General features: G+C 61.0%; 22 protein-coding genes. 11 read left to right on the top strand and 11 right to left on the bottom strand.

Going from position 1 to position 23,134, the window contains the following annotated elements; translation table 11 throughout:
- Positions 1–140: 140 nt before the first annotated feature.
- The gene (locus tag BMH52_RS11830) at positions 141–1,334 is read right to left on the bottom strand and encodes a murein transglycosylase A (protein ID WP_072435394.1); all 1,194 of its coding nucleotides are present in this window, start codon (positions 1,332–1,334) and stop codon (positions 141–143) included.
- Between the two features lie 129 nt (positions 1,335–1,463).
- Between BMH52_RS11830 and BMH52_RS11825 the strand changes: the two genes are divergently transcribed.
- Positions 1,464–1,913 carry a cytochrome c gene (locus tag BMH52_RS11825; RefSeq protein WP_019817443.1) on the top strand — a complete coding sequence of 150 codons (450 nt, stop codon included), beginning with the start codon at positions 1,464–1,466 and terminating at the stop codon, positions 1,911–1,913.
- Between the two features lie 6 nt (positions 1,914–1,919).
- Here the strand turns inward: BMH52_RS11825 and BMH52_RS11820 are convergent, their stop codons facing one another.
- The 5 genes from BMH52_RS11820 to BMH52_RS11800 form a co-directional block, all read right to left on the bottom strand.
- A complete protein-coding gene (locus BMH52_RS11820) occupies positions 1,920–2,315 on the bottom strand; it encodes a DUF1090 domain-containing protein (RefSeq protein WP_014720283.1) in 396 nt (131 codons plus the stop codon).
- Between the two features lie 38 nt (positions 2,316–2,353).
- Positions 2,354–4,018 (bottom strand): NAD-dependent DNA ligase LigB, encoded by a 1,665-nt coding sequence (gene ligB, locus BMH52_RS11815; RefSeq protein ID WP_073843796.1) that lies wholly within the window; start codon positions 4,016–4,018, stop codon positions 2,354–2,356.
- 95 nt (positions 4,019–4,113) lie between these two features.
- Positions 4,114–4,464 (bottom strand): DUF1090 family protein, encoded by a 351-nt coding sequence (locus tag BMH52_RS11810; protein ID WP_073843793.1) that lies wholly within the window; start codon positions 4,462–4,464, stop codon positions 4,114–4,116.
- A 212-nt stretch (positions 4,465–4,676) separates the two neighbouring features.
- The gene (metK, locus tag BMH52_RS11805) at positions 4,677–5,867 is read right to left on the bottom strand and encodes a methionine adenosyltransferase (protein ID WP_003194964.1); all 1,191 of its coding nucleotides are present in this window, start codon (positions 5,865–5,867) and stop codon (positions 4,677–4,679) included.
- A 19-nt stretch (positions 5,868–5,886) separates the two neighbouring features.
- Positions 5,887–6,882, bottom strand: a complete 996-nt coding sequence (locus BMH52_RS11800; protein ID WP_073843791.1) for a metalloregulator ArsR/SmtB family transcription factor — start codon at positions 6,880–6,882, stop codon at positions 5,887–5,889.
- 260 nt (positions 6,883–7,142) lie between these two features.
- Here BMH52_RS11800 and tkt point away from each other — a divergent pair, with 260 nt between their 5' ends.
- From tkt to fba, 6 genes are all read left to right on the top strand, one after another.
- Complete coding sequence (tkt, locus tag BMH52_RS11795) at positions 7,143–9,128, top strand: transketolase (RefSeq protein WP_073843789.1); 1,986 nt, start codon at positions 7,143–7,145, stop codon at positions 9,126–9,128.
- Positions 9,129–9,145: 17 nt separating this feature from the next.
- Positions 9,146–10,201, top strand: coding sequence for an erythrose-4-phosphate dehydrogenase (gene epd, locus BMH52_RS11790; RefSeq protein WP_003194958.1), 1,056 nt, complete (start codon positions 9,146–9,148; stop codon positions 10,199–10,201).
- A gap of 17 nt (positions 10,202–10,218) precedes the next feature.
- The gene (locus BMH52_RS11785; RefSeq protein ID WP_003194956.1) at positions 10,219–11,382 is read left to right on the top strand and encodes a phosphoglycerate kinase; all 1,164 of its coding nucleotides are present in this window, start codon (positions 10,219–10,221) and stop codon (positions 11,380–11,382) included.
- Between the two features lie 31 nt (positions 11,383–11,413).
- The gene (locus tag BMH52_RS11780; protein WP_003194953.1) at positions 11,414–11,641 is read left to right on the top strand and encodes a hypothetical protein; all 228 of its coding nucleotides are present in this window, start codon (positions 11,414–11,416) and stop codon (positions 11,639–11,641) included.
- A 59-nt stretch (positions 11,642–11,700) separates the two neighbouring features.
- Positions 11,701–12,033 (top strand): MliC family protein, encoded by a 333-nt coding sequence (locus BMH52_RS11775; RefSeq protein WP_073843787.1) that lies wholly within the window; start codon positions 11,701–11,703, stop codon positions 12,031–12,033.
- Between the two features lie 124 nt (positions 12,034–12,157).
- Positions 12,158–13,222 carry a class II fructose-bisphosphate aldolase gene (gene fba / locus BMH52_RS11770; RefSeq protein WP_003177554.1) on the top strand — a complete coding sequence of 355 codons (1,065 nt, stop codon included), beginning with the start codon at positions 12,158–12,160 and terminating at the stop codon, positions 13,220–13,222.
- Positions 13,223–13,281: 59 nt separating this feature from the next.
- Here the strand turns inward: fba and BMH52_RS11765 are convergent, their stop codons facing one another.
- Complete coding sequence (locus BMH52_RS11765) at positions 13,282–13,575, bottom strand: hypothetical protein (protein ID WP_058410802.1); 294 nt, start codon at positions 13,573–13,575, stop codon at positions 13,282–13,284.
- A gap of 473 nt (positions 13,576–14,048) precedes the next feature.
- A complete protein-coding gene (locus BMH52_RS11760) occupies positions 14,049–14,714 on the bottom strand; it encodes a polysaccharide lyase family 7 protein (RefSeq protein ID WP_014720275.1) in 666 nt (221 codons plus the stop codon).
- Positions 14,715–15,026: 312 nt separating this feature from the next.
- On the opposite strand from BMH52_RS11760, the gene BMH52_RS11755 reads away from it, so the two are divergent.
- From BMH52_RS11755 to BMH52_RS11745, 3 genes are read left to right on the top strand one after another with little or no spacing between them, the layout of a single operon-like run.
- Entirely contained in the window at positions 15,027–17,132 is a 2,106-nt protein-coding gene (locus tag BMH52_RS11755; protein ID WP_072435398.1) for a bifunctional diguanylate cyclase/phosphodiesterase, read from the top strand.
- 42 nt (positions 17,133–17,174) lie between these two features.
- Positions 17,175–17,675 carry a M48 family metallopeptidase gene (locus BMH52_RS11750; RefSeq protein WP_014720273.1) on the top strand — a complete coding sequence of 167 codons (501 nt, stop codon included), beginning with the start codon at positions 17,175–17,177 and terminating at the stop codon, positions 17,673–17,675.
- 17 nt (positions 17,676–17,692) lie between these two features.
- Positions 17,693–17,989 carry a helix-turn-helix domain-containing protein gene (locus BMH52_RS11745; protein WP_014720272.1) on the top strand — a complete coding sequence of 99 codons (297 nt, stop codon included), beginning with the start codon at positions 17,693–17,695 and terminating at the stop codon, positions 17,987–17,989.
- Between the two features lie 98 nt (positions 17,990–18,087).
- Here BMH52_RS11745 and BMH52_RS11740 read toward each other — a convergent pair whose 3' ends face one another.
- Entirely contained in the window at positions 18,088–18,540 is a 453-nt protein-coding gene (locus BMH52_RS11740; protein WP_014720271.1) for a GNAT family N-acetyltransferase, read from the bottom strand.
- A gap of 197 nt (positions 18,541–18,737) precedes the next feature.
- On the opposite strand from BMH52_RS11740, the gene BMH52_RS11735 reads away from it, so the two are divergent.
- The gene (locus BMH52_RS11735) at positions 18,738–19,475 is read left to right on the top strand and encodes an ABC transporter substrate-binding protein (protein WP_014720270.1); all 738 of its coding nucleotides are present in this window, start codon (positions 18,738–18,740) and stop codon (positions 19,473–19,475) included.
- 22 nt (positions 19,476–19,497) lie between these two features.
- On the opposite strand, the gene yccS is transcribed toward BMH52_RS11735, so the two are convergent.
- Positions 19,498–21,681, bottom strand: coding sequence for a YccS family putative transporter (yccS, locus tag BMH52_RS11730; RefSeq protein ID WP_072435399.1), 2,184 nt, complete (start codon positions 21,679–21,681; stop codon positions 19,498–19,500).
- A gap of 207 nt (positions 21,682–21,888) precedes the next feature.
- A complete protein-coding gene (locus BMH52_RS11725) occupies positions 21,889–23,067 on the bottom strand; it encodes an NAD(P)/FAD-dependent oxidoreductase (protein WP_060766964.1) in 1,179 nt (392 codons plus the stop codon).
- Positions 23,068–23,134: the final 67 nt, after the last annotated feature.

Here is a 23,134-nt window from a genome sequence, read left to right as displayed (position 1 = left end):
TTGCCTGCGAAAGCGGTCGTGCAGTAACAGATGCAGTGACTGACACGCCGCCTTCGCGGGCAAGACCGCTCCCACAGGGGATTTGCGATAACTGGCTGGGATCAGGGCAAGCCCCCACCCACATTGACTATCAGAGGTTGTCAGGTGCCGGCAGGCGCATCCGGCACCTGGGGCAACGCCGCGCCTTTGGGCCACAGCATCCAGATCTGCCCTTGCTGTTTCATGTTTCCCGCCAACTCGCCTGCGGCATTGCCTGTGCCCCAGAACAGATCTGCGCGCACTTCGCCGGTGATTGCGCCGCCGGTGTCCTGCGCGGCGACCGGGCGTGCCAGTGGCGTGCCGTCCGGCTTGGTGGTCGACAACCACAACAGGCTGCCCAGCGGAATCACCTTGCGATCCACCGCCACGCTGTAGCCGGCGGTCAATGGCACGTTCAGCGAACCGCGCGGGCCTTCGTTACTGTCGGGGCGGGCGCTGAAGAATACGTAGCTGGGGTTGCTCGCCAACAGTTCTGGAATGCGCTGCGGGTGGGCCTTGGCCCAGGCGCTGATGGCGGCCATGGTCACGTCTTCTTTTTTCAGTTCGCCTTGTTCCACCAGCCAACGGCCTATGGGGCGGTACGGGTAGCCGTTCTGGTCGCCGTAACCCACACGCAGTTGGCGCCCACCGGCCAGTTGAATACGCCCCGAGCCCTGGATCTGCAGGAATTGCAGGTCCATCGGGTCGGTCAGCCAGGCGATCGGCTTGGCGGTGGAGCCTTGGCTGTTGAGGGTGCTGGCGTCGTCATACGGCTTGAGCACACGACCTTCCAGGCGCCCGCGCAGGCGCTTGCCCTTGAGTTCCGGGTAGATGCTGTCGAGGTTGACGATGATCAGGTCGTCCGGCACGCCGTATACCGGCACGTGGGCGGTGGCGGTCTTGGTCAGGCTGCCGGGGTAGACCGGCTCGTAATAACCTGTGATCAAGCCGTTTGGCGTGTTGTCCGCCGAACGCAGGCCGAAGACATCCAGGTGTTCCTTGAGAAAGCCACGAACCGCCACGGCATCGCCCGGAACGCTGGTCGCTGTCGCGCAGGTCGGGCCCCAGATCGGGTCGGCCTTGAGGCGCTGGCAGGCGCTGCGCCAGGATTCGAAGCCGGCGAGCAAGTCGCTGTCGGAAACGCTCGGCAAGGCTTCCCACGGTGCGCTCACGTAGGTGGCAACGGCGTGAGGTTTGGTGGGTTCCTGGGCAGCTTCTTTGCCGGCGTCTTTACCGGCATCGCAGCCGGCCAGTAGCGCGAACATTGGCAGAGCCCACGCCAAGCGCCGGCCCCAGGGTTTGAAGGTGACATTCATGCAAGCAATTCCTGAAACGATTGCCCGTGCTTCACTGCATTCGGGCAACCCTTATTATTAATAGGGCTATTGGTCTTTGCGGGCGGTGCGAGGATACTGGCCGCCGTTTCCCGTGACCTTGAAGCCATGATGATGTTAAAAAAATTGACCGTTGTATTGCTGGCCTGCCTGGCAGTGTCTGCCTGTGGCGGTGTTGATCCCAATTCCCCCCTGGGCCAGCGCAAGGCGATCTTCAAGCAGATGCTCAAGACTGGTGAAGACCTGGGCGGGATGCTGCGCGGGCGTATCCCATTTGACGGCGCCAAGTTCGCCGAGGGTGCGGTCAAACTGGATGCGTTGTCCCATGAGCCGTGGAAGCATTTCCCGAGCGTGCGCGAAGAAGACCACACCAGTGCCAAAGATGATGTGTGGCAAAAACAGGCGCAGTTCCAACAATTGGCCCGCGATCTTGAGGCGGCCACCGGTGAATTGGTGATCGCCAGCCAAGTGCAGCCCTACAAGGCCAGCAGCCTGCAACCTGCGGTGCAAAAAGTTGAAGATGCCTGCAGCGCCTGCCATAAACAGTTCCGCGATCATTGACCGGTTTTACTGGTCAAGTTCTTCCACCGCGTCTTGCAGCTCTTTGCGCGAGTCGGCCAGCTTCTCCTTACGCTTGTTGATCTTGTCCGGGTCGCCTTTTTTCATAGCCTTGTCGAGGTCGGCCTGACGGCGGCTGACTTCGTGCTTGGCGTCGAGCACTTTGTTTTCACGTTCTTTCTTCAAGCCGGCATCGGTGCAGTGGGTAGTGACTTCGTCCAAGGCTTTTTCCAGACCGGCCTGCTGGGCGCGGTTACCGTGGGCCTTGGCCTGTTCGATCTGGCTGCTGATGGCCTGGCGCTTGGCGGCGCAGCCGGTGAGGGGTTGTACGTCTTCGGCGGCCAACAGCGGCGTGGCCATGAAGCTTGCGACGGTCAGCAAGGCAAAGGGGGCGAGAAATTTCATATAAAGCTCCAAGTTCGCAATCAGGTGGCCGGGGGTGTTCAAAACCCATCTATCCCGGCTACGCGTAATGTTTCAGCCAAGGCTTGTACCTGCGGGTCGCGAAAAAAAGCGCTGAGTTGCGCCGCGCGTCCCGGGCCAATGCCGTCTGAGGCCAGCCAGGCTTGGGGGTCTTTGGCGACCAGCGTCTGCCAGTTACCTTCCAAGTTGTTGCGCGCCGCTGGCGGTATGCCCAAGGCGCGGAGCCATTGTAAAAAAGGGCGTTGCCGGGCGCTTTGAATACTGTCGAGCACCCGCGCACGGGTCCGCTCGCCTAAGCCCTCAATGGTAGCAAGCTCGGCCGCATCCAGGGTCAACCAATCGAGAAAGCCTGCGATTAGACCGGCCTGAATCAATACGTTCCAGGTTTCACGGCCCATATGGGGTAAGGCCAGGCCGTGTTTGCCGCTCAGCCAGGTGAGGCGGGCGAGCAACTGATCTTCGCAGCCGGGGTCCAGTTGCCAGCAGCTCAAAGCGTGGAAGTCTTGAGGGTCGGGTACCTGCAGGTCCACGCGCGTCTCGTTGCGCAGGATCACCTCGTCCAGTCGCGGTATCACTTGGCCCGCCAGGCTGATCGACACATGATCGCCGGGGCGGATATCCAGGGCTTGCCAGCGTTTCAGGGAGCTGGCACTGACCCGGCTGATCTGCCGATCATCCAGCCGCACGGGTTCCAGTTCGAGGATTGGAGTAATGCGCCCGGTGCGCCCCACCCTGAAGTGGACATTGCGTACCAGGGCCAGGGCCTTGATGGCAGGGTACTTCCAGGCAACCGACCAATACGGCGCACTGGCTTGCCAGCGCTCGGCGGGCGCTCGCGCAGCCTGGTGCAGAACCACGCCATCGCTGGCGAAAGGCAATGCCGCGTTGTACCAGTGCGTGCGCCAATGCGCAGCTTCGCTAATGGAAGCGACGGGTTGGCTGTACTGCTGGCTGTCGCTAAACCCCCAGCGCGCCAGGGTGGCCAGGCGTTCGGTGAAGTCCTTCGGGCCGTCGGGCCATGCCCAGACGAACAGGCCGATCCCTGCCGCCTCGGCGTCGCTCAATTGGCGACGGTTCATCAGGCCAGCCACTTTACTGCGTGCATTGAGCCCGCCCTTGAGCGATTGCACATGATGGTTGAGGCGCCAATAGAGTTCGCCTTGCAGCACCACATCAACGGCGTCGGGCAACTGTTGGACAATGCCCGGGATCTTGGCGGCGGAGGCTGACCAGTCGTGCCCCAGCAGGCCGTCGCCCCGACTGATGAGCTGGTGCAAGCGGCCCTGGCGATACACCAGCGTCACCGCGACGCCATCTACCTTGGGTTGGACCCATACCTCCTGGCGAGTGCTAAGCCAGTCACTGACGGCAGGCTCGCCCGGCAGCTTTTGCAGGCCGGTGTGCGCGACCGGGTGACGTAGGGTGCCGCGCGCACTGGCCAGCGGGTTATCAGCCTTGGGGGGCTGCTGGCGGGCGCATTCCTGCCAATGCGCGAGGCGCTTGCGGGCCTGGTCGTAGAGCTCATCGCTGATCAGGGACTGGCCCTGCCGATGGTAGCTGTCGTCCCACTGCTGGATTTGCCTGGACAGGGTTTCCAGCTGTGAATGAACGTCTTCGGGGCAGGTTTCGGCCCAGGCCCAGGCTGGCAGGGCGCTTATGAGAACAGCCAGTAATACGTGCATCATGAGCATCCTTGCTCGAAAAGGGTGCCCAGCCTAAGTGATCCACTCGCCCACAAAAAAGCCCCGACTGAGCGGGGCTTTTTACCGGGTATTTCTGTTTACTTGAACAGGCCGCCCAAGGCCTTCACAGCATCATTGTTTTCCGCCTTGGCCTGCTGTTTTTGCTGCTTGGCGTCGACTTTTGCCTGGCTGTCGGCGAGTTTGTTGCAAGCTTTGTTGACCTGCTCCAGCGCAGCCTCGTACGCCCGCACTTTCAACAGATCGTTCTTGGCATTGGCCGCGTCGATCTTGGTTTGCAGGTCTTTGGGTTGCTGCTGGCAGTCGCCGGCATTGCCGCCACCGAGCTGGGCACTCAAGGCGCCGCTCAGAGCGTTCAGGTCAGCGGCCTGGGCCGACAGGGTGAACAGGCTGAGCAGAAGGGCGGCAGGAGCGAGCGTGGAAATGCGCATGAAAACCTCAATGTTCGATTGCCTGCGCGCTTATCCATCCCGGGCGGGCGCAGTGCAATATCCAAATAAGGTGAAGGGCCCGAGAGGGCGCGGATTCTAGTGGGCCATCATTTTGCCTGCAAGCCTTGGATCCAAAAAAGCCCGAAGAAGCCCTGCAGGCAACAAAAAGCCCCGCCAGGCAGACCTGGCGGGGCTCTATTTACCGCGAACGATTACAGGCCGGCGGCGGTACGCAGGTCGTTGGCGCGGTCGGTTTTTTCCCAGGTGAAGGTACTGAAGGTGTCATCACCCACAGTCTTCTGTGCCGGGGTGCGGCCGAAGTGGCCGTAGGCTGCGGTTTCCTGGTACATCGGGTGCAGCAGGTCGAGCATGGTGGTGATCGCGTAAGGGCGCAGGTCGAAGATCTCACGCACCAGTTTGACGATCTTGTCATCGCTGATCTTGCCGGTGCCGAAGGTGTTCAGCGAGATCGACGTAGGCTGGGCGACGCCAATGGCGTAGGAAACCTGGATTTCGCAGCGCTCGGCCAGGCCGGCAGCCACGATGTTCTTGGCCACATAACGACCGGCGTAAGCCGCAGAGCGGTCAACCTTGGACGGGTCCTTGCCGGAGAATGCACCACCGCCGTGACGGGCCATGCCGCCGTAGCTGTCGACGATGATCTTGCGGCCGGTCAGGCCGCAGTCGCCCACGGGGCCACCGATGATGAACTGGCCGGTCGGGTTGATGTGGAACTGGGTGTCCTTGGTCAGCAGCTCGGCAGGCAACACGTGCTTGACGATCAGTTCCATCACGCCTTCACGCAGGTCGGCGTAGGACACATCCGGGTTGTGCTGGGTCGACAGTACGACGGCGTCGATGCCCACCACTTTGCCGCCTTCGTAGCGGCAGGTCACCTGGGACTTGGCGTCCGGGCGCAGCCATGGCAGTACGCCGGATTTACGCGCCTCGGCCTGGCGTTGTACCAGCTGGTGCGAGAAGGTGATCGGCGCGGGCATCAGTACGTCGGTTTCGTTGCTGGCGTAGCCGAACATCAGGCCCTGGTCGCCGGCGCCCTGGTCTTCAGGTTTGGCCCGGTCAACGCCCTGGTTGATATCTGGGGACTGCTTGCCGATGATGTTCATCACGCCGCAGGTTGCGCCGTCAAAGCCGACGTCGGAGCTGTTGTAGCCAATGTCGGTGATCACGTCACGCACGATCTGCTCCAGGTCGACCCAGGCAGTGGTGGTAACTTCGCCGGCGATGATCGCCACGCCCGTTTTCACCAGCGTCTCGCACGCCACACGGGCGAACTTGTCTTCAGCGATGATAGCGTCCAGCACCGCATCAGAAATCTGGTCGGCGATTTTGTCCGGATGCCCTTCAGACACGGACTCGGAGGTGAAAAGGGAGTATTCGCTCATCTCGATGTTTTCCTGATATTTACCGATGGTGAGTGTCGCCAGTCGGTCGCTGAAAATGGCGGACCTGAATCTGGAAACCATTACGTAAACCTACATAGAGGCTTTCCCCGGGAACGAGTCCCGCAGCGGTGGCCCAACGGGCCAGATCGTCCTGTTCAAAACCCAGCCAGAGATCACCGCAGGCCTCCTTGGCCCAATTCTGGTTGTGGCTGCATAAATCCGTAACCAGCAGGCTACCGCCGGGGTGCAGCAACCCGGCCATTTGCTTGAGGGCTTCTGCCGGCGCGGCGAAATGGTGCAAGACCATGTTCAGCACCACGCAATCGGCCCGCAGGCCGGTGTCACTCAGGGCATCGGCCAACTGCAGGCGCACATTGCCCAAGGCTTCGCGCTCACAGAGCTGGCGCGCCAGTTCAAGCATTGCCGGGCTGTTATCCAGCGCGGTGACCTGCTCGAAGCGGCGCGCCAGTTCGGGCAGGAAACCGCCGTCGCCCGGGCCGACTTCCAAGGCTGTGGCCTCTTCACTGAAGCTCAGCTTGTCCAACAACGCCAGTACGCTTTCGCGGTACTGGGCCAAGCCGGCGATCAGGTCCTGTTGGGCGCGAAACTTGTCGGCCACCCGTGAGAAAAAATCCTGGCTGGCAGCGGCGCGTTGCCCGTGCACCTGGCCGATGCGCGATTGCACATCGCCGGGCAGGCACAAGTTATCCACTTCGTCGAGCAGGGCAGCGTGCAATTTGCCGCCAAGCAGTTCGGTATGGGGCAGGGCACGCCGGTAGAAAATCGCATTGCCTTCGCGACGGGTAGCCACCAGGTCGGCCTGGGCCAGCACCTTCAAATGGTGGCTCATGCCGGACTGGCCGATGGCGAAGATCTGTGCCAGCTCCAGTACCCCGAAAGAATCGTTGGCCAGTGCGCGCAGTACGTTCAAGCGCAACGGATCGCCAGCGGCCTTGCACAAGGCAGCCAGTTCATCGCCGTCGTCAGGACGCAGGGAGGGCACGGGTAGGTTCATAAGGCCAGCAGTCTAGTGACGGGTGTAGATCCCCGCAAGGCCAATATCAAAAAGTTTTGATATTGAACGATAAGTGGCGGTTATAAGCCGTCGCTATAACCTTTAGACGAACCGGTTAAAGGTTTCTGCAAGGGATTGGTGCCCAAAGCACAGGAAAAACGCCCACAAGTAACTATCTGTCATTGCCCGCAGGCGGTGGCTGAGGGAAAATGCCGGTCCTTTTTTCCGTTTCTTTATAAGCAAACTCCAGGAGATCAGCGATGCCCAGCCGTCGTGAGCGTGCCAACGCCATTCGTGCCCTCAGCATGGATGCCGTGCAAAAAGCCAACAGCGGCCATCCCGGTGCCCCGATGGGCATGGCGGATATCGCCGAGGTACTTTGGCGTGACTACCTGAAACACAACCCGAGCAACCCGTCGTTCGCCGACCGTGACCGCTTCGTGCTGTCCAACGGCCACGGCTCGATGCTGATTTATTCGCTGCTGCACCTGACCGGCTACGACGTCACCATTGACGACCTCAAGAGCTTCCGCCAGCTGCACAGCCGTACCCCGGGCCACCCGGAGTTCGGCTACACCCCAGGCGTGGAAACCACCACCGGCCCCCTGGGCCAAGGCCTGGCCAATGCGGTTGGTTTCGCCCTGGCGGAAAAAGTCCTGGGCGCGCAGTTCAACCGCCCTGGCCACGACATCGTTGACCACCACACCTACGTGTTCCTGGGTGATGGCTGCATGATGGAAGGCATTTCCCACGAAGTCGCCTCCCTGGCCGGTACCCTGGGCCTGGGCAAGCTGATTGCCTTCTACGATGACAACGGCATCTCCATCGACGGCGAAGTCGAAGGCTGGTTCACTGACGACACGCCTAAGCGTTTCGAAGCCTACAACTGGCAGGTGATCCGCAATGTCGACGGCCACGATCCGGAAGAGATCAAGACCGCTATCGACACCGCTCGCAAGAGCGCGCAGCCAACCCTGATCTGCTGCAAGACCACCATCGGTTTCGGCTCGCCGAACAAGCAGGGTAAAGAAGACTGCCACGGCGCCCCGCTGGGTGACGCGGAAATCGCCCTGACCCGCGAAGCACTGAAGTGGAACCACGGCCCGTTCGAAATCCCGGCCGATATCTACGCCGAATGGGATGCCAAGGAAAAAGGCCTGGCGGCTGAATCCGAGTGGGACCAGCGTTTCGCTGCGTACTCCGCCGAATTCCCTGAATTGGCCAACGAGCTGGTACGCCGCCTGGCCGGTGACCTGCCTGCCGACTTCTCGGAAAAGGCCTCGGCCTACATCGCTGAAGTCGCGGCCAAGGGCGAGACCATCGCCAGCCGTAAAGCCAGCCAGAACACCCTGAACGCCTTTGGCCCGTTGCTGCCTGAGTTCCTCGGCGGTTCGGCTGACCTGGCCGGTTCCAACTTGACCCTGTGGAAGGGGTGCAAAGGTGTCTCTGCCGAAGACGCCAGCGGCAACTACATGTACTACGGCGTGCGCGAGTTCGGCATGAGCGCCATCATGAACGGCGTGTCCCTGCACGGTGGCCTGGTGCCTTACGGCGCGACCTTCCTGATGTTCATGGAATACGCACGTAACGCCGTACGTATGGCGGCGCTGATGAAGAAGCGCGTGATCCACGTCTACACCCACGACTCCATCGGCCTGGGCGAAGACGGCCCGACGCACCAGCCGGTCGAGCAACTGACCAGCCTGCGTACCACGCCGAACCTCGATTGCTGGCGCCCAGCCGACGCGGTGGAATCCGCTGTGGCCTGGAAGCACGCCATCGAGCGCAAGGACGGCCCTTCGGCGCTGATCTTCTCGCGTCAGAACCTGCAACACCAGGTGCGTACCGACGCGCAGATCGCCGACATCAGCCGTGGCGGTTATGTGCTCAAGGACTGCATCGGCGAGCCGGAGCTGATCCTGATTTCCACGGGTTCCGAAGTGGGCCTGACCGTTCAGGCCTACGACAAGCTGACTGCCCAGGGCCGCAACGTTCGCGTTGTATCCATGCCATGCACCAGCGTGTTCGAAGCCCAGGACGCCGGCTACAAGCAATCGGTATTGCCGTTGCAGGTCAGTGCGCGTATCGCCATCGAAGCGGCTCACGCTGACTACTGGTACAAGTACGTGGGCCTGGAAGGCCGCGTGATCGGCATGACCACCTACGGTGAGTCTGCACCGGCGCCAGCGTTGTTCGAGGAGTTCGGTTTCACCCTGGAGGCGCCAGTACATTCATCACTGAACTAACCTTGATCGAGAACCCCATGCCCCAACCGCGTCCCTACAAAGTTGCACTCAACGGCTACGGCCGCATTGGTCGTTGCGTCTTGCGTGCTCTGTTCGAGCGAGGGGCGGCAGCCGGGTTTGAAATTGTTGCGATCAACGATCTGGCCGACATGGCCAGCATCGAATACCTGACACGCTTTGACTCCACCCACGGCCGTTTCCCTGGCGAAGTGCGGGTTGAAGGCGATTGTCTGCATATCAATGGCAACTGCGTGCAAGTGTTGCGCAGTGCCACCCCCGAAGGCATCGACTGGAAAGCACTGGGCGTCGACCTGGTGCTGGAATGCTCCGGTGTTTATCACACCCGTGCCGATGGCCAGCGTTTTCTCGACGCCGGCGCACCGCGTGTGCTGTTTTCCCAGCCGATGGCCAGCGAGGCGGATGTCGACGCCACCATCGTCTACGGCATCAACCAGGACTGCCTGACCGGCGATGAACTGCTGGTGTCCAACGCGTCGTGTACCACCAACTGCAGCGTGCCGTTGCTGCGCCTGCTGGACCAGGCGATCGGCCTGGATTACGTGTCGATCACCACGATTCACTCGGCGATGAACGACCAGCCGGTCATCGACGCCTATCACCACGAAGACCTGCGGCGCACGCGTTCGGCGTTCCAGTCAGTGATTCCGGTGTCCACCGGCCTGGCGCGTGGCATCGAGCGACTGCTGCCGGAACTTGCCGGGCGAATCCAGGCCAAAGCCGTACGGGTGCCGACGGTGAATGTGTCTTGTCTGGATATCACCATGCAAACCGTCAGTGACACTGACGCGGCCGAAGTCAACCGGATCCTGCGCGACGCCGCCACCAGCGGCCCGCTCAAAGGTCTGTTGGCCTACACCGAGCTGCCCCACGCCAGTTGCGATTTCAACCATGACCCGCATTCGGCGATTGTCGATGCCAGCCAGACCCGCGTTTCCGGCCCCAGGCTTGTGAACATTCTGGCCTGGTTCGACAACGAATGGGGCTTTGCCAACCGCATGCTGGATGTTGCCGAACACTATCTGCACATCGCTTCTAAACAACCTCAACAGTAATTCAGGAACTGCGACCCATGACCGTGTTGAAGATGACCGACCTCGATCTGCAAGGTAAGCGCGTACTGATCCGCGAAGACCTCAACGTCCCCGTCAAGGACGGTGTTGTCACCAGCGATGCGCGAATCCTGGCCTCGCTGCCGACCATCAAGCTGGCCCTGGAAAAAGGCGCGGCCGTGATGGTCTGCTCCCACCTGGGTCGCCCGACCGAAGGTGAGTTCTCTGCCGAAAACAGCCTCAAGCCGGTCGCCGAGTACCTGAGCAAGGCCCTGGGCCGTGACGTGCCATTGGTCGCAGACTACCTAGGCGGCGTGGACGTGAAAGCCGGCGATATCGTGCTGTTCGAAAACGTGCGCTTCAACAAGGGCGAGAAAAAGAACAGCGACGAACTGGCCCAGCAATACGCCGCCCTGTGCGACGTGTTTGTGATGGACGCGTTCGGCACCGCCCACCGCGCCGAAGGTTCGACCCACGGCGTGGCCAAGTTCGCCAAGGTCGCCGCGGCGGGCCCGTTGTTGGCTGCCGAGCTGGATGCGCTGGGCAAGGCCCTGGGCGCTCCGGCCCAACCGATGGCGGCCATTGTTGCCGGCTCCAAGGTATCCACCAAACTGGACGTGCTCAACAGCCTGAGCCAGATCTGCAACCAACTGATCGTCGGCGGCGGCATTGCCAACACCTTCCTGGCCGCTGCCGGCCACCCGGTGGGCAAGTCCCTGTACGAGCCAGACCTGCTCGACACCGCCCGCGCCATTGCTGCAAAGGTCAGCGTGCCGTTGCCGGTGGACGTGGTGGTTGCGAAGGAATTCGCGGAAAGCGCCGCGGCGACCGTCAAGCTCATCGCTGACGTGGCCGACGACGACATGATCCTGGACATCGGCCCGCAAACGGCAGCCAACTTCGCCGAGCTGCTCAAGGCATCCCAGACTATTCTGTGGAATGGTCCGGTGGGCGTATTCGAGTTCGACCAATTCGGCAACGGCACCAAAGTGCTGGCTAAAGCGATCGCTGAAAGCTCGGCGTTCTCCATCGCTGGCGGTGGCGATACCCTGGCGGCAATCGATAAATATGGTGTGGCTGATCAGATCTCCTACATTTCTACCGGTGGTGGCGCTTTCCTCGAGTTCGTCGAGGGCAAGGTGTTGCCAGCCGTGGAAGTGCTGGAAACCCGAGCCAAAGGTTAAGGCTCGCGTGATCAGGAAAAGGAGCGTTCCCATGATCAAGTCGTTGGCACTGGTGATCGCAGCGGGCCTGTTGGCCGGCTGCGGCAGCACACCCAGCGCGGCGCCCGAGGCGGATAACGCCAAGGCACCGTTGAGAAAAAGCTGTTACCAGGCTGACTGGCAAGCCGAGACCATGCCGGTGATCAACAAGCGCATCGGCAACGAACGGCTGGAGAAATACGACTCCGCGCCCAACGGTCAGGAACAGGGTTGCCCATGACGGGTCTGATCCACTAACCGACAGCAACGGCGGCCCCGGTCGCCCTGCGAGGATTGGCAATGAAAGGCGTTTTCGCCCTGGCAGCTCTGGCCCTGTTGGCCGGCTGCAGCAGCATGAACCTGTTCAACAAGGCAGAGCCAGCCGACAAATGGACCACCTGGTCCTGCGACAGCAAGGCCGAGGTCAACTGGCGCTTTGCCAACCAGGCCCATTCCGAAGTGGATGTACGCCTCGGCGGTTCGGACCAGGTTTATCGGCTCAAGCAAGAGGTAGCCGCCTCCGGCGTGCTGTATAGCGACGGCCAGTTGGCGTTTCACACCAAAGGTGAGGAAGGCCTGGTGTACTGGGTGGCGACGGATGATTTGATTGGGCGCGGCTGCAAAGCCAACTGAACCCAACAGCAATAACGATTCAGCAGCACAAGGCTCAACCCCTTGATCTGCAATAACTTGAATAGCAGCCGCCGCTACGGCAGGCTTGCACGATTAACGACCCTCGAACGGGAGAGACAACACAATGGCACTTATCAGCATGCGTCAAATGCTGGACCACGCAGCCGAGTTCGGCTACGGCGTCCCAGCCTTTAACGTCAACAACCTTGAGCAGATGCGCGCCATCATGGAAGCCGCTGACAAGACCGACTCCCCCGTGATCGTCCAGGCTTCGGCCGGTGCGCGCAAATACGCTGGCGCCCCGTTCCTGCGTCACCTGATCCTCGCTGCCATCGAAGAATTCCCGCACATCCCGGTGTGCATGCACCAGGACCACGGCACCAGCCCTGACGTGTGCCAGCGCTCGATCCAACTGGGCTTCAGCTCGGTGATGATGGACGGCTCCCTCGGTGAGGACGGCAAGACCCCAACCGACTACGAGTACAACGTACGCGTGACCCAACAAACCGTGGCCATGGCCCACGCCTGCGGCGTTTCGGTTGAAGGCGAGCTAGGCTGCCTGGGTTCGCTTGAAACCGGCATGGCCGGCGAAGAAGACGGCATCGGCGCCGAAGGCGTGCTGGATCACAGCCAGATGCTGACCGACCCGGAAGAAGCGGCCGACTTCGTCAAGAAGACCCAGGTCGACGCCCTCGCCATCGCCATCGGCACCAGCCACGGCGCCTACAAGTTCACCAAGCCGCCTACCGGCGACGTGCTGGCCATCGACCGCATCAAGGAAATCCACAAGCGCATCCCTAATACCCACCTGGTGATGCACGGTTCTTCCTCGGTACCGCAAGAGTGGCTGGCGATCATCAACCAGTACGGCGGCGACATCAAAGAAACCTACGGCGTACCGGTTGAAGAAATCGTCGAAGGCATCAAGTACGGCGTGCGCAAGGTCAACATCGACACCGACCTGCGCCTGGCCTCCACCGGTGCGATGCGTCGCCTGATGGCCACCAACCCGAGCGAGTTCGACCCGCGTAAATTCTTCGGCGCCACTGTGACGGCGATGCGTGATGTGTGTATTGCACGTTATGAAGCGTTTGGTACGGCGGGTAATGCTTCGAAGATCAAGCCGATCTCACTGGAAGCGATGTACCAGCGGTATTTGAAAGGTGAGTTGAACGCTAAGGTGAACTGAGCCTCAAGTGTTAATAAAAAGCCCGCAGCGATGCGGGCTTTTTTATGGACACCATTTAATCAACTTGCAGATGAAGCGCCGAAACCACGGTGTTCAATGACCCGAAACACATCACTCACGTCCTGCACCAGAATGCGTGCGGTATTGGCCATGTTGTTCAGGTCGCGCTCGGCAAAATCCGGCAGGCTGGAGCAAGCCATCAGGTTGAGGTGTTCCAGAGCGGCGTTGAGGCGTTCGCGCAGGCAGGCGTGGAGGTCGAGCAGTGGGGCTTCGCTGTCGATCAGCAGCACGGGGTAGTCGGTGGCGGTTTCTGTGCAAGGGGTGAAACGACGAGGTGGTAGTTGCTGGGTCATGGTGAATCCTTAACTCGAGAGAAGAATGACCACCGTTTGCTGCGAAACAAGTTGGGTGGCAGCTGTACGCGGGTTCGCAGACCGAGGAGTTAAGACCCGGCAGACCCGAAGGTCTCCCACGCACAGCCGCCATAACAAAGACGACCTTCGGCAAGGGTACCGGGGTTGTTTTGACGGGTGCGGTTTTAACTCTGTAGGGCTGCGAAACCCTATCGCCGATCAATGCCAGCGACGGGGCGAACTATAAGCGGCGATGTGGCTGGCCGCAACGGTGCTGTAGGACTCACACCGGACCTTGAAGCCCATGCACGGTCAATGTGGGAGCCGGGCTTGCCCGCGATGGCGGTGTGTCAGGCGCCTAGGATAGTGGCTGATGTGGCGCCATCGCGGGCAAGCCCGGCTCCCACAGGGGGCGGCGGTGTGTTTAAAGCTTTGGATTTATCTGGGAAAAATCCGGTGTCTCACGGGACGATTCACTCATGATCAATATCCAACTTCGCAAACGTCACCCGCGCGCCCTCATTGGTGTCGCCCGAATTGTCCTGCACGTACACCCCCGCCTTGAAGTACAACGGCTTGTCACCCCAGGCCGCGCCTATGCGTTCATTCCACTCACTGTCGGCGGCATACACGCTCAGCAGCCCGGCTTTGTTGAGGTTGATCACGTAGGTGAAGCTCTTCTGCAGTGGCACATTGGAGGCGACGATGATCACCTGGCTTTCGGCTTCGTCCGGGCGCATGCGCACTTTGGCGACGATGTTGCCGGTCTGGGTTTTCTCCTTGAATTGGTACTCCAGCTTGATCAACGGTTTCTGGCTGTCGTAGGCGTGGATCTGGCCGATCACGATCTTGCCGGAGGAGGGCACCTGGTTGACGGTGAGGGTTGCGCGCAGGAAGTTGTCGGCTTCGGGGTAGGTCCAGTTACGCAGGCGGCCGTCGGCGTAGGTTTCACGCAATTCGCTGCGTGGGTAGATGGCGTTTTCGGTGCGCGAGCCCGTCACAGGCGTCCAGAACTGCACATCGCTGCCTTCGGCCTGGAAGTATTGATCGTTGAAGCCGCTCATCAGCCTTGGCGTTTCAATGGTCGTGGGTGGGGAGCCGACCGGGATGCTCAGGTTCCAGGTGGAAAGGTCGATCATGGTGTTGGCCTTTTTACAGAGGGTGTAGGCATTGGCCCAAAGGGCCTTCCAGGTTCTTTATAGGCGGTGCGGGTGAGATTGTTAAACAATTGCTGGCAATTTATTGGCGTCAGAGGAATGCCAAAAAGCCATGTTGCCCGTGAACCGCGGGCTACAGGGCCTTACCGTTAGTCGGCTTCCTGGTCTTTGGCACAATGAGGGCACCCACGTCACTTCTGCTTTTTTGGCCGCGCGGCTAGAGTGAGCCCTCAGTGTTTATCCGGCCTTGGTAGCAAAAGTGACCGGTGCAGCTCCCTAAGGAAGAGACGTAGCATGGATGGCGCTCCGCAACACGACGATGCAATTTCGGTTCTGTTGGTGGTCGATGACTACCCGGAAAACCTCGTCAGCATGCGTGCGCTGTTGCAGCGTGACGACTGGCGGGTGATCACTGCTGCGTCTGGCCTGGAAGCCTTGGAGTTACTGCTGGCCCATGACGTCGACTTGGTGCTGCTGGACGTGCGCATGCCGGGCATGGACGGCTTTGAGGTCGCGCGCCTGATGCGGGGCAGCCAGCGCACGCGCATGACGCCGATTATCTTTCTGACCGCCACCGCCCATTCGCCCGACGCGGTGCTTGAAGGCTACGCCAGTGGGGCGATCGACTATCTGTTCAAGCCCTTTGACCCGCACATCCTCAAGCCCAAGGTGCAGGCGTTGCTCGAGCACCAGCGCAATCGCCGTGCCTTGCAGCGCCTGAGCCATGACCTGGAGTTGGCCCGCGCTTTTAATGCCTCGGTGCTGGATAACGCCGCCGAGGGCATTTTAGTGGTGAGCGAAAACAGTGTGATCGAGTACGCCAATCCGGCCATTTCCCGGCTGTTGAATGCGACGATGGCTGAGTTGCAGGGCGAGAGTTTCCTCAGTTTCCTGCAAAAGCCCCATGTGCCAGCCTGGTTGGGCTTCCCCATGTACGAGGCGTATCGCCGGGGCGAGACGTGGCGCCAACACGACGCCATTTTGCGCACCGGTCGGGGCCAGCAGGTGCCGGTAGCGTTGTCCTGCGCGCCCTTGCCTGGGGAGCAGAAGGCGATGGTGGTGACGGTGCTGGACATGTCCGAAGTACGGCATCTGCACCAGCAACTGGAGTTCCAGGCCGTGACCGACCCGTTGACCGGGCTGCTGAACCGGCGCGGTTTCCATCAGGCGATGGAGAATACATTGCTGCGCAGCGAACGTAGCGAGCAGGCGCTGGTATTGCTGTACCTGGACCTGGATGGCTTCAAGCGGGTCAACGATACGTTGGGCCATGACGCCGGGGATCGCGTGCTGCGTTGGGTTTCGGAGCAAATGCAGGCGTGCCTGCGTTCCTACGACATTCTGGGGCGCATGGGCGGGGATGAATTCACCGCGTTGCTGGAGCTGGAGTTTCCCGAACAGGCGGCGAAGATCGCGGAAAAGCTCATCGAGCGGGTTTCTGTGTGCCAGCAGGTCGATGGGCTGGAGGTGATGCTTGGGGTCAGTATCGGCATCGCGACCTTCCCGGATTGCGGCTCGGACTTGAGCGGCCTGCTGCGGGCGGCGGATATTGCCATGTACGAAGCCAAGCGCGCCGGCCGTCAGCAGTATCGTTACTACGACCAGGAAATGAACGGCCGCGCCCGCTCGCGGTTGATGCTGGAAGACAGTGTGCGTACCGCCATTGCCAACAAGGACTTCACCTTGGTGTACCAGCCTCAGGTTTGCCTGGAAGACGGGCGTTTGCGCGGCGTCGAAGCGCTGTTGCGTTGGCAGCATCCCAGCGTCGGCGATGTGCCGCCGGGCCTGTTCTTGCCGCTGCTGGAAGAGGCGCGGTTGATCAACCAGTTGAGTGCCTGGATCTACCAGCAAGTCGCTGCCCAGCGCCAGGCCTGGCAAGCCACCTTCGACCCCGAACTGGTGTTGAGCGTGAGCCTGAGCAGCAGCCAGTTCAACATGCCCAACCTGGCCAACCAACTGCAGCAGATGCTGGAACGGCATGGGTTAGAGGGGCGGCAACTGGAGGTGGAAATCGGCGAGGACTGCTTGATGAGTAATCTTGCCGAGTCTACCAAGCAACTCCAGTTACTACGCCGGATCGGGGTGCGGATTGCCCTGGACGACTTTGGCTGCGGCCAGTGCTCCCTGGCCCATTTGCGCGACCTGGCATTCGATACCCTCAAGCTTGACCCTCAATTAGTGGCGCGCCTGCCTGGCTCGGCGCGGGATGGGGCGATGGCGCGCAGCATCATCCAACTGTGTGAGCATTTTGGTGTGCTGGTGATCGCCGAAGGCGTGGAGACCCTTGAGCAAACACAGTGGCTAAAGGCCAATGGCTGCGCGTATATCCAGGGGCCGTGGGCGGCGCTGCCGTTGATGGCCGAAGACGTTGCCGGCTGGTCTTACCCTCGCGCGCTTTGAATTCGCTACACTGGCGCCCGTCCCAATTGCGTTGCAGAGCCCATGACCGCGTTGAAATACCTCCAGGCCTATCCCGCCGCGCTCCAGGAGCAAGTGCGCCAACTGATCGCCAAGGACCAGTTGGGGGCTTACCTGGAACAGCGCTACCCCGAACGCCATGGGGTGCAGAGCGACAAGGCCCTGTACGCCTATGCCCTGGCCTTGAAGCAGGAGCACCTGCGTAACGCGCCGTCTATCGACAAGGTGCTGTTCGACAACCGCCTGGACCTGACCCATCGTGCCTTGGGTTTGCACACAACGATTTCCCGGGTGCAGGGCGGTAATCTCAAATCCAAGAAAGAGATTCGCATCGCTTCGCTGTTCAAGGAGGCGGCTCCGGAGTTTCTGCGCATGATCGTGGTACACGAGTTGGCGCACTTCAAGGAGTCGGACCACAACAAGGCGTTCTATAAACTCTGTCAATACATGATGCCGGGCTACCATCAGGTGGAGTTCGACCTGCGTGTGTACCTCACCTGGCGCGATTTGCAGGGCAAGCCCTAACCCCAAGGCGACTGACCATGGATGTGAGCAAGACCAAAAGCAGCTTCTACCGCCGCCTGTACGTGGCGTACTTGATCGACAGCCAACTGGCCAGCAGCGTCCCGGCGCTGACCGAGGCCACCGGCATGCCTCGGCGTACCGCCCAGGACACCATTGCGGCGTTGGCCGACCTGGATATTGTGTGTGAGTTCGAGCAGGAGGACGGTGCGCGTCACCATGCCGGGCGCTATCGGATCCGGGACTGGGGGGCGATTGATCGGGGGTGGATCGAGGCTAATCTGGCGTCGATCAAGCAGGTGTTGGGCTATCCCTGAAGGTCGGCTTTGGCAGGACTGACGCTATCGCGGGCAAGCCCGGCTCCCACAGTTGAATGCGTTCCAATGTGGGAGCTGGCTTGCCTGCGATGGCGCGCTCAGAGGCGCCGCATACCAATATGTGGAATATCATCTTCCAGGTATTCCTCACCCGCCACCACAAACCCATACCGCCCGTAATACCCCTGCAAGTGCGCCTGGGCCGAGAGAAAAATCGGCGTTTGCGGCCAGATATCCTCAATACGCTCAAGCGCCTCTTCCAGCATTTGATGCCCCAGCCCGGTGCCCCGTGCCGCTGGCGAAACGATGACGCGGCCAATCACCACATCGCCGCCCTGGGTCTCCGGGTCCAGCAGCCGCAGGTAAGCCACCAGCTCGTTATCATTCCAGGCCATCAGGTGGTGGGTGTCCCCCGCCAGGTCCTGCCCGTCGATGTCCTGATACGCGCATTTCTGCTCGACGACGAATACCTCGCTGCGCAAGCGCAGGACGGCATACAGCTGGTCCTTGCCCAAGTCGTCGTGATGTTTGCAAACCCAATCAACCGTCATGATGTGTGCTCTTATAAAGACGTGCCTGGATAGTAAGCGTGACGGGCGCCGCTGTCTAAAATTGACAAATGTGTGAATGGCGTCAATTTGCCATCATTCAGTGCGTGCGCCGTTGGCTTCTTTGTGTAATCTGCAATGCAAGCTTATTGATGAGCTACTGTTATCAGGCCACCGCCTGCCCGCCAAGGACTTTGAGCATGCCGCGATTGACTCGTGCCGTTGCTTTGATCGCAGTGCTGCTACTGGCCCAACCAGTGCTGGCACAGCGTCTGCGTCTGGTGGCGGATGGCTGGCCGCCATTCACCGATGCCACCTTGATCAATGGCGGCTTGGCCACGGATATCGTCAGCACGGCCCTGGCCCGTGCGGGGTACGCGAGTGATTTTGAACAGGTGCCTTGGGCTCGTGCGCTCAAGGGCGTGGGCGATGGGCGTTACGATGTGCTGATCAACGCCTGGTACGACGAGGCCCGCACGCAGTTTGGCCAATTTTCTGCTGAGTACCTGCTTAACCGTGTGCGCTTTCTCAAGCGCAGCGACGATGACATCGTTTATCAGAACCTGGCCCGACTGCACGACGAGACCATCGCCGTGGTACGCGGTTACGCTTACTCGGCTGCGTTCGATCAAGACACCCAGCTACAGAAAGTACCGGTGCACAACTTCGCCATGGCGGTGCGCATGCTCGCGGCGCGGCGTGTGCGGTTGACGCTGGAAGACGAATACGTAGCGCGCTATTACCTGGCTCGGGAGTCGCCGCGGGTGCGCAATGCCGTGGCGTTTGTGGGCAAGCCGTTGAGCGAGAACAGCCTGCATATTCTGGTCAGTTTGAAGAACCCCGAGCATGCGCAAATCGTTGCCAGCTTTGATCGGGAGATTGCCAGGATGAAGGCTGATGGCAGTTATGCGCGCTTGATGAAGGCGCATGGGATGTAGCGTGCTTGCCTGCGATAGCGGTCTAAGCCGCGCCGGTCTCCTTGATCAGATGCGCCGCCAACGTACGCAACGGCCCCAACTGCCGGCAAATCAACGCCAACTGCGTCTGCACCAACCGCTGCGCCTCATCGATCTCATCGGGCATTTGCTCCAGCTCGGCCGCCAACCCTTCCTCGGCATCACTCTGGATCGCAATCGGCTGTTTATTGGCCAGGCCGGTGGCGATCTCATCGATGCTCGCCGCCAGGCTGTTGCCCGCGCCTTCGATCAAGTGCTCGCGTACGTCGGTCGGTAGCTGAGTATCGCGGTGTGCACCCAATCCGGATAAGTAGCTGAGCAAGGTGTGAGACAGCACCAGGAAGCGGAAGCCCACGTCGGCTTCCTTACGGAAGTGCCCCGGCTCCATCAGCATATTCGCCAGGGTGGTAGACAACGCGGCATCGGCGTTGTGGGCGTTGCGGCGGGCCAGGCGGTAAGCCAAGTCGTCACTCTTGCCGGCGGCGTATTGCTGCATGATCTGGCGCAGGTAGATGCTGTTGCAGGTCAGGGTATTGGCCAGCACTTTGTTCAAGCGTCGGCCTTGCCAGTCCGGCAGGAACAGGAACACCGCCAGGCCCGCGATCAGGCTGCCGAGCAAGGTATCGAACAGGCGCGGCAGGAACAGCCCGTAGCCATCGCCCACCTGGTTGAAGCAGAACAGCACCATCAGGGTGATCGCCGCCGTCGCCAGTGTGTAGCGGGTGGTGCGGTTGATAAAGAACACCAGGCCCGCGGCGATAGCGAACATCGACTGCACCACCGGGTTGGGGAACAGATCAAACAGCGCCCAGGCCACGGTGAGGCCGATGGCGGTGCCGATGATCCGCTGGCCGAGCTTGCGCCGGGTGGCGCCGTAGCTCGGTTGGCACACGAACAGGGTGGTGAGGATGATCCAGTAACCCTGAGACGCGTGAATGGCGTGCAGGGTGGCGTAGCCGACGGTCAACGCCAGGGACAGGCGCAGGGCGTGGCGAAACAGCAGCGAGGTGGGCGTCAGTTGGGTGCGCAGGCGCGTCCACATTTCCTTGAGGTTGCGCGGGGCGCGGTCCAGCAGGTTACTGTCGGTGGCGTCCGCCAGGGCATCGGGGTTGCTGGCGTCGCCCAGCAGGCGGTCGAGGGTGGACAGGTTGGCCGCCAGGGCGCGCAAGGAGCGCAGCAGGCCACGCCAGGCCGGGTTGCTCTGGATGCGCAGGTGCTCCAGGGACGCGTTGAGGTCGCCCAGGGCTTGGGCAAAGCTGTCGTCATAGATGAACGGTTGGCGCAGTTGGATCGACTCAGCCAGGGTCTGGCAGGCCTTGCCTTGCTGGCGCAGCAAGCGCTGGCAGCGAAACAGCACATCGCTATGGAAGAAGGCTTCAGTGAGGGCGTTGTAGGGGTAGTGGGAGGAACTGGCGCGCTCGTGGATGTCCTGGGCCAGGAAGTACAGTTTCAGGTAGCGGCTGACCTTCGAGCCCGGCCGGCCATTGCCGACGCGGTGCAGGATGATTTCCTTCGCGGCATTCAGCGCAGCCACTACCCGGCCGTTTTGCTGGGCCAATTCCAGGCGTCGCGCTTCCACATCCAGCTGCCGGATCGGTTCGAACAACGATGACTTGAGCTTGAGGTAACGCCCCAGCTCGCGGAACAACCGCGCCAGGCTCTGCTGCACCGGCTGGTTTGAAAACAGCGCCTGCCACAGCACGGACAGCACGCCGTACCAGGCGGCACCGGCGACCAGCAGCAGCGGCTCATGCCAGAAATCCGTGACGGCGCCGCCGCGCTGGTCCACGCCGATCATGGTGTAGACCGACAGAATCAAGGTGGCCGAGGCAATCGCGCCATAGCGTTCGCCCAGTGCGCCGAGCATGGTCAGGCCGAAACTGGCCACGGCCAGGGCGATGGCAAATATCCAGGGGTAAGGGAACAGCAGCTCCACCGACAGCGCGGCGATGCTGAAACACACCAGTGTCACCGCCAGCGCGTTGAGACGGCCTTGCCAGCTGTCATCGGTCTCGGCTAGGGCGCTGGCGATAATCCCCAGGAACAGCGGGATCAGCAGCGTCATTTCATCCTGGTACCAACACAATGCCATGCTGCCGGTGAGGGCGATGAACACCCGTACGCTGTAGCTGAATTTATCCAGCGCCCACAGGCGCCGCATGGACTGCTTGAACGAGGTCGATGACATGAAGTCTGGAGTCTTCCGGGACGTTGTCGCTAAATTGAGCCAGTAATGACGCCACGGCAAGCGTGGCGATCACATCGGACAGCAAAATTTTCAGGATCACTGCAAAACCAATGTGGGAGCTGGCTTGCCTGCGATAACGATGTGGGATTCACTGCCGCTATCGCAGGCAAGCCAGCTCCCACAGGGGATTGCATCTCAAGGTGCACATCAGGCGTATTGCGCGGCCGCGTAACCCGAGGCCCAGGCCCACTGGAAATTGAACCCGCCCAGGTGGCCGGTCACATCCAGCACTTCGCCGATAAAGTACAGGCCGGGGCTTTTCAGCGATTCCATGGTCTTGGACGACACTTCCCGCGTATCCACCCCGCCCAATGTCACCTCGGCAGTGCGATAACCCTCGGTGCCGGCCGGTACCAGTTGCCAGCTCCCCAGCTTTTGCGCGATATCGGCCATTTCAGCGTGGGTGTACTGCTTCATCGGCTTGGATTCGAACCAGCTTTGGGCCAGCAGATTGGCCATCTTCTTGGTGAAGATCTCGCCCAGCAGGGTTTTCAACTCGCTGTTGGGGTGTTCGGCCTGTTGCTGTTGCAGCCAGGCATGGGCGTCGTGGTCGGGCAGCAGGTTGATTTCCACCGTGTCGCCGGGGTGCCAATACGAGGAAATCTGCAAGATCGCCGGCCCGCTCAGGCCGCGATGGGTGAACAGGATGTTCTCGCGAAAACTCTGGCCGTTGCAGCTCACCAGGCAGTCGACCGAGGTGCCGGACAACTCGCCGCACAACTCCTTGAGCTGGTCGGTGATGGTGAACGGCACGAGCCCGGCGCGGGTTGGCAGCAGTTCATGGCCGAATTGCCTGGCCACTTGGTAACCGAAACCGGTGGCGCCCAGCGTCGGGATCGACAAACCGCCTGTGGCGATCACCAGGGATTCACAGCGCAGTTCACCCAGGGTGGTTTGCAGTTGATAGCCGCTTTCGAGCTTGGCGATTGCCTCGATGGAGGTGTCCAGGTGCAGGCTCACGCCGGTCTGGATGCACTCGTCGAGCAGCATGCCGAGGATGTCGCTGGACTTGTTGTCGCAGAACAGCTGGCCGAGTTTCTTCTCGTGGTACGGCACGCCGTGTTTGGCCACCAGCCCGATAAAATCCCACTGTGTATAACGGGCCAGGGCCGATTTGCAGAAGTGCGCGTTGTACGAGAGGAAGTTGGCCGGCTCGGTGTACATGTTGGTGAAGTTGCAGCGGCCGCCACCGGACATCAGGATTTTCTTGCCGGCCTTGTTGGCGTGGTCGATCAATATCACCTTGCGCCCACGCCCGGCGGCGGTCAGCGCGCACATCAAGCCTGCGGCGCCGGCGCCAATGATCACAACTTCGGTCGAGCGCACAGCCATGTCCTCACAAAACTATTGATTTGAAATGCCATCAACCCTGTGGGAGCTGGCTTGCCTGCGA

Origin of the sequence: Pseudomonas sp. BTN1, from assembly GCF_001907715.1 — a bacterium.
Taxonomy (GTDB): domain Bacteria; phylum Pseudomonadota; class Gammaproteobacteria; order Pseudomonadales; family Pseudomonadaceae; genus Aquipseudomonas; species Aquipseudomonas paracarnis.
The sequence above is the reverse complement of the archived record's forward strand: the minus strand, read 5'-3'. Positions and strand labels throughout refer to the sequence as shown.